This is a genomic window from Microbacterium sp. P2_F9, from assembly GCF_056403635.1.
In genome coordinates, this window is record NZ_JBFUFC010000235.1 from 1 (window position 1) to 5,242 (window position 5,242).

At 74.3% G+C, this 5,242-nt stretch carries 4 protein-coding genes and 2 pseudogenes; 1 reads left to right on the plus strand and 5 read right to left on the minus strand.

Annotation, left to right across the window (positions count from 1 at the left end):
• The 4 genes and pseudogenes from AC1DVT_RS17725 to hemE form a co-directional block, all read right to left on the minus strand.
• Window positions 1–312 (minus strand): annotated as a pseudogene (locus tag AC1DVT_RS17725) (hydroxymethylbilane synthase); the annotation flags it as partial.
• Window positions 309–1,001 (minus strand): hydrogen peroxide-dependent heme synthase, encoded by a 693-nt coding sequence (hemQ, locus tag AC1DVT_RS17730; RefSeq protein ID WP_477390450.1) that lies wholly within the window; start codon window positions 999–1,001, stop codon window positions 309–311. The pseudogene AC1DVT_RS17725 and the gene hemQ, both read right to left, overlap by 4 nt.
• Before the next feature lie 10 nt (window positions 1,002–1,011).
• Window positions 1,012–2,280, minus strand: a complete 1,269-nt coding sequence (locus tag AC1DVT_RS17735) for a protoporphyrinogen/coproporphyrinogen oxidase (protein WP_477390452.1) — start codon at window positions 2,278–2,280, stop codon at window positions 1,012–1,014.
• Complete coding sequence (gene hemE / locus AC1DVT_RS17740; RefSeq protein ID WP_457101100.1) at window positions 2,270–3,340, minus strand: uroporphyrinogen decarboxylase; 1,071 nt, start codon at window positions 3,338–3,340, stop codon at window positions 2,270–2,272. Before hemE ends, AC1DVT_RS17735 begins: the two co-directional genes overlap by 11 nt.
• A gap of 23 nt (window positions 3,341–3,363) precedes the next feature.
• On the opposite strand from hemE, the gene AC1DVT_RS17745 reads away from it, so the two are divergent.
• Window positions 3,364–4,593 carry a glutamyl-tRNA reductase gene (locus AC1DVT_RS17745; protein WP_477390454.1) on the plus strand — a complete coding sequence of 410 codons (1,230 nt, stop codon included), beginning with the start codon at window positions 3,364–3,366 and terminating at the stop codon, window positions 4,591–4,593.
• Window positions 4,594–4,643: 50 nt separating this feature from the next.
• Here the strand turns inward: AC1DVT_RS17745 and AC1DVT_RS17750 are convergent.
• Window positions 4,644–5,242: pseudogene (locus AC1DVT_RS17750) on the minus strand (thioredoxin domain-containing protein); the annotation flags it as partial.

Here is a 5,242-nt window from a genome sequence, read left to right on the forward strand (position 1 = left end):
GTCTGATCCGTCGCGGGTGCACAGCGCGTCCCGCGCGTCGGCGCGCTCGGGCACCGCGGCGATGGCGAGGCCTGGGGCCGGGTCGGTCGGAAGGTCTTTGAAGGAGTGGACCACGGCATCCACCTCCCCCGCCAGCAGGGCGTCGCGCAGCGCGGTGGCGAAGACGCCGGTGCCGCCGAGCGAAGCCAGCGACGCACTCGAGGTGTCGCCCTCCGACACGATCAGCACGAGCTCCGCGCCGAGGAGCTCGGCCACCGCGCCCGCCTGTGCGCGGGCCAGGGTGCTCGCCCGCGTGCCGATGCGCAGCGTCAAAGCAGGTCCGCGAGCTCGGCGGCCTCGATCAGGCGACCGGTGAAGAACGGCACCTCTTCGCGCACATGGCGGCGCGCTTCGGTGGCGCGCAGGTGCCGCATCAGGTCGACGAGGTCGATCGGGTCGTCCGCCTCGAGGGCGAGCAGCCATTCGTAGTCGCCGAGCGCGAAGCTCGCGACCGTGTTGCTCTGCACCTGCGGGTATTCGCGGCCCTTGCGGCCGTGGTCGGCGAGCATCGCGCCGCGCTCGGCCGCCGGAAGGACGTACCACTCGTAGCTGCGGACGAACGGGTACACCGTGACCCAGCCCTTCGGCGGCAGGCCGCGGGCGTACGCCGGCGCGTGGTCGCGGCTGAACTCCGCGTCCCGGTGCACGCCCATCGCGTTCCAGGTGGGCAGCAGAGGGCTGATCTCACGGGTGCGACGCAGGGTGCGCAGCGCCGCCTGCAGTTCGTCGGCCGATCCGCCGACGAGCCAGATGAGCAGATCCGCGTCGGCACGCAGGCCGGAGACGTCGTAGAGTCCCCGCACGGTGTCGCCGAGGGCCTCGACGGCCTCCGCTGCGGTGGGTGCCTTCGGGCTCACCGGCTTCGCGTGCGGGTCGCGCCGCAGCACCGCCCAGAGGGCATAGTGGCGTGCGCCTCCTTCGACGGGAGGGTCGGATGCCTGGTCCTGGGTGTGTTCGGTCACCTCACTATCCTCATCCCTCACGGCGAAGGCCGCCAATCGCGGGCGAACCCGCCAGGTCGCGCGCCAGGCGCTCGGCCTGCGCGACGACCGCGGCGAGCCCCGTCCCCGCGGCGGTCTCCCCGATGCTCGGCAGCGTGGTCTGAGGCGCCGCGCCGGCCCGCTCCCAGGTGGCGAACGTCGCGTCCTCGACGCGATCGATGACCGCGCCCATCAGGATGCCGGCATCCGCCGTGGCCGTCTCCACCGGGTGGATCGGAGCCCCGTCGTACGAGAGGCGCAGCGCGTGACGGCCGGGCAGCGCCTCGGCCACCCAGGTCCACTTCGCGGACAGATGCGTGAGCGCGCGGGCTCGGACACCTGGTGTGGCCGGTGCCACGAGCACCCCGGTGCCTCGCGGTGCCTCGTCGAGCGCCGGTGCGTCCACGACGAGGGTGACGAGGGTCACGGTGCGGCCCCMGCGCTGACGGAACGGCGGGCACGCCCACACGACGACGCCGTCGCGCCGCCGGCCGTCGACGACGACTCCGCCGGTGTCGGCGGCCCGAACCTGTGCGCCACGCTCGATCACCACGCCCAGGCGCTCGCAGTCGGCCGCGAGCGCGTCGACGAGGCGGAACATCCCACCGCGGATGCCGCCGACCTGGGAGCCGGCCGGCGCGGCGGCGCGCACCGCGAGCACGGCGGCCGCGAGCGATCCCTTCGCCAGCAGCTCGGCGCGCAGGCGCGGCGCGGCACGCTCCAGGGCCAGCCCGTCGGGTTCGACGGAGTGGACGCCGCGCACGACGGGAGCGACGAGCCCATCGACGACGGCGCGTCCCATCCGGCGCCGCACGAGCTCGCCCAGGGACGAGGCATCCGCTCCCACCCATCCGGGGAGCAGCGCATCCCACGAGGCTCGGCGGGCACCGGCCGCGCCGATCGCGCGGACGACGTCGGCGGCGCCCGGATCGCCCGGGATGCCGAGCAGACCCGTCGCCGGGAGCGGCACCGCCGTGCCGTCGGCGCGGTGCAGCCACGCCGGGTCGGACCGGGGCTGCACGATGTCGGCGCCGAGGCCGAGCTCGGTGAGGAGGCGAGCCACGGTGCCGTCGCGGGTCGCGAACGACTCCGCCGCGGCATCCAGGTCCACTCCCCCGACGCGCTGCCGCGCGACCTGACCGCCCAGCGTGCTGGACTGCTCGAGCACCGTCACCCGGCGACCTTCGAGGGCGAGCCGGCGCGCGGCGACGAGGCCCGCGACGCCGCCGCCGACAACGAGGACCCCTGGGTCAGAGACCATGGACGAACTCGACGATGCGGGTGAGGACCACAGGATCGGTGTCCGGCGGCACGCCATGACCCAGGTTCACGATGTGCGCCGGGGCGGCCTTCCCGCTCTCGACGACCTCGCGGATGTGCGCCTCGAGCACCGGCCACGGCGCCGTCAGGAGCGCGGGATCGATGTTGCCCTGCAGCGGGTGGGCGCCGCCGAGCCGCTCGTTGGCCTGTTCGAGCGGCATCCGCCAGTCCACCCCGACGACCTCCGCGCCGATCCCCGGCAGCAGGTCGAGCATCTCGCCCATGCCGAGACCGAAGTGGATGCGGGGAGCCTCCAGCCCGCGCAGGGCGGAGAACGCGCGGCGGGAGTGGGGGGCGACCCGGCGCTGGTAGTCGGCGCGGGACAGCGAGCCGGCCCAGGAGTCGAAGAGCTGCACGACGCTCGCGCCGGCCTCGACCTGGGCGCGCAGGAACGCGCCGGTGACGTCGGCGCACCAGTTGAGCAGGGCCGCCCACGTGTGCGGGTCGCTGCGCATCAGGGCGCGCGAGCGCAGCTGCTCCCGCGAGGGACCGCCCTCGATGAGGTAGCTCGCGAGCGTGTACGGCGCACCGCCGAAGCCGACGAGCGGGGTCGTTCCCAGTTCGGCGACGACGAGCGCCACCGCCTCGCGGATCGGCGCGAGCGCCTCCGGCTCCATCGGCCGCAGCTTCAGGACGTCCGCGGCCGTGCGCACCGGCTCATCGAGCACCGGGCCGCGCCCTGGCACGATCCGCACCGGCACCCCGGCGAGCAGCACCGGAATGACGATGTCGCTGAAGAACACCGCGGCGTCCACGCCGTGCCGGCGCACCGGCTGGAGCGTGATCTCGGCCGCAAGGGCGGGGTCGAGGCAGGCGTCGAGCATCTCGGTGCCCACCCGGCTCGCCCGATATTCGGGCAGGGATCGACCCGCCTGCCGCATGAACCAGATCGGCAGGACATCGGGCCGATCGCCCCGCGCGGCGCGGACAAGCGGCGCCGAGGCGGTGCGGCCATCGAGCAGGGGATGGGCCTTGGGCAGGGCGCTGACGGAGAGTGACACCCCTCCAGGCTAGACTCGCCTCCGTGCTGTTCTGCCTGACGGCCAACCACCGGAACACCGACTTCGACGTCCTCGACCGCATTTCGAGGGCCTCGGAGTCCACCGGCGCCGACATCGTCGCCGCGCATGGATTCGTGCGCGGTGCCGTCGTGGTGTCCACCTGCAACCGCTTCGAGACCTACCTCGAGCTCGACGAACCGCTCACCGGCGGCGTCGCGCTCGCCCGTGAAGCCGTGCTGGAGACGCTCGCGATGACGGTGGGAGCGGATGCCGAGGCCCTGCGCTCCTCCGCGGTCGCACTCTGCGGCGATGAGGTGGTGCGCCACCTGTTCGCGGTCAGCTCGGGCCTGGAGTCGATGGTCGTCGGCGAAGAGGAGATCAGCGGTCAGGTGCAGCGCTCGCTCAGCGGCGCCCGCACGGCCGKCACCACCAGCACGGAGCTCGAGCAGGCTTTCCAGCGCGCCGCCCGGGCCACCCGCGACGTGCGGGCCAAGGCCGATCTCGCCAAGGAGGGTCGTTCGCTCGCCCGCCTCGCCCTGGACCTCGCCGAGTCGCGGTTCACGGACTGGGCCGCGACCCCGGTGCTCCTCGTGGGCACCGGCCGGTACGCCGCCACGACGATCGCCGCGCTGCGCGCTCGCGGTGCCACCGACATCCGGGTGTACTCCGCGACAGGCCGCGCCGACGCCTTCGCCACGAAGTACGGCGTGCGCGCAGAGCACGAGCTGTCCGCAGCGATGGCCGCGGTCGAGCTCGTCGTCACGTGCACCGCGCGCTACGTCCTCACCCCCGCGGACTTCGGCGACGCCCGGCCGCGGCTTGTGATCGACCTGGGTCTGCCTCGCAACGTCGACCCCGCCGTCAGAGGGATCGCCGGCGTGGAGCTCCTCGACCTGGAGCTCATCGGCCGGCACGCCTCGCTCGCCGAACTCGGCGCCGGGGCGCATGAACTGGTCGGCTCAGCGGCAGCGACGTTCCACGCGGAGCGAGCCGCCGCACCCGCGATCGTGGCGCTGCGCGCCCACGTCCAGGCGACGCTCGAGGCCGAACTCGCTCGACTCGGCGCCGACGACGATCGCGCGGCGACCGCCCTGCGCCACTTCGCCGGTGTGCTCTCGCACGGGCCGACGGTGCGTGCGCGCGAGTTCGCGGCCGAAGGCCGCCTCAGCGAATACGAGCGGGCGCTGGAGATCGTGTTCGGCGTCGAGGTGGCCGCGCGGCCGGCGGCCGACGAGGACCGCGCCGCGGGCTGAGGCGCGTTTCGACAAGCTCAACGACCGAGCGACGAACTCAACGACCGGGGTCAAAGTTCCCTGGGGTCGGTGACCGGCAGGCGGCAGGCGAAGTCGCGGCAGTCGTAGGCCGTCGCTCTCCCATCGCGCTCTGTCTTATCGTCGAACAGCGTGAAGCCGGCTGCAGACCACGCCTCGGCCTGCGCCGGGGTGACGATCGCCACGACATCGGCATCCAGCGCGCGGGCCGCGACCGCGAGCGGGGCATCCGGGTCGCCCGTCAGGACGACGACCTGACGTGGCGCGAGCGCGAGCAGCGCGGCGACCCGCAGCAGGGCGCTGTGTGCGAGCGGCTCGGCCAGGGCAGCGGTCGAGTGCGCGGCGACCAGCCCCTCCGCGAGCGCCCGGTGCTCGTCGCCGGCGCCGAGCAGCCACAGTGCGACGGACGCCCCGGCGAGCGCGGCCACCCCGGAAGGCTCGTCGCCGTCGGATGCGGCATCCGGTGCCTGCAGGCCCTGGGCGGCGAGCACGGGGTCTGCTCCCGCGGGCGCCCGCACCACGCCATCGGTCGAGAGGCACGCGGCGACGAGTTCGCGGGCGCGCTGCGCGTAGCCGGGGTCACCGGTGGCCACGGCCAGCGCGACGAGCCCCCCGGCGAGCTGCCCGTGAT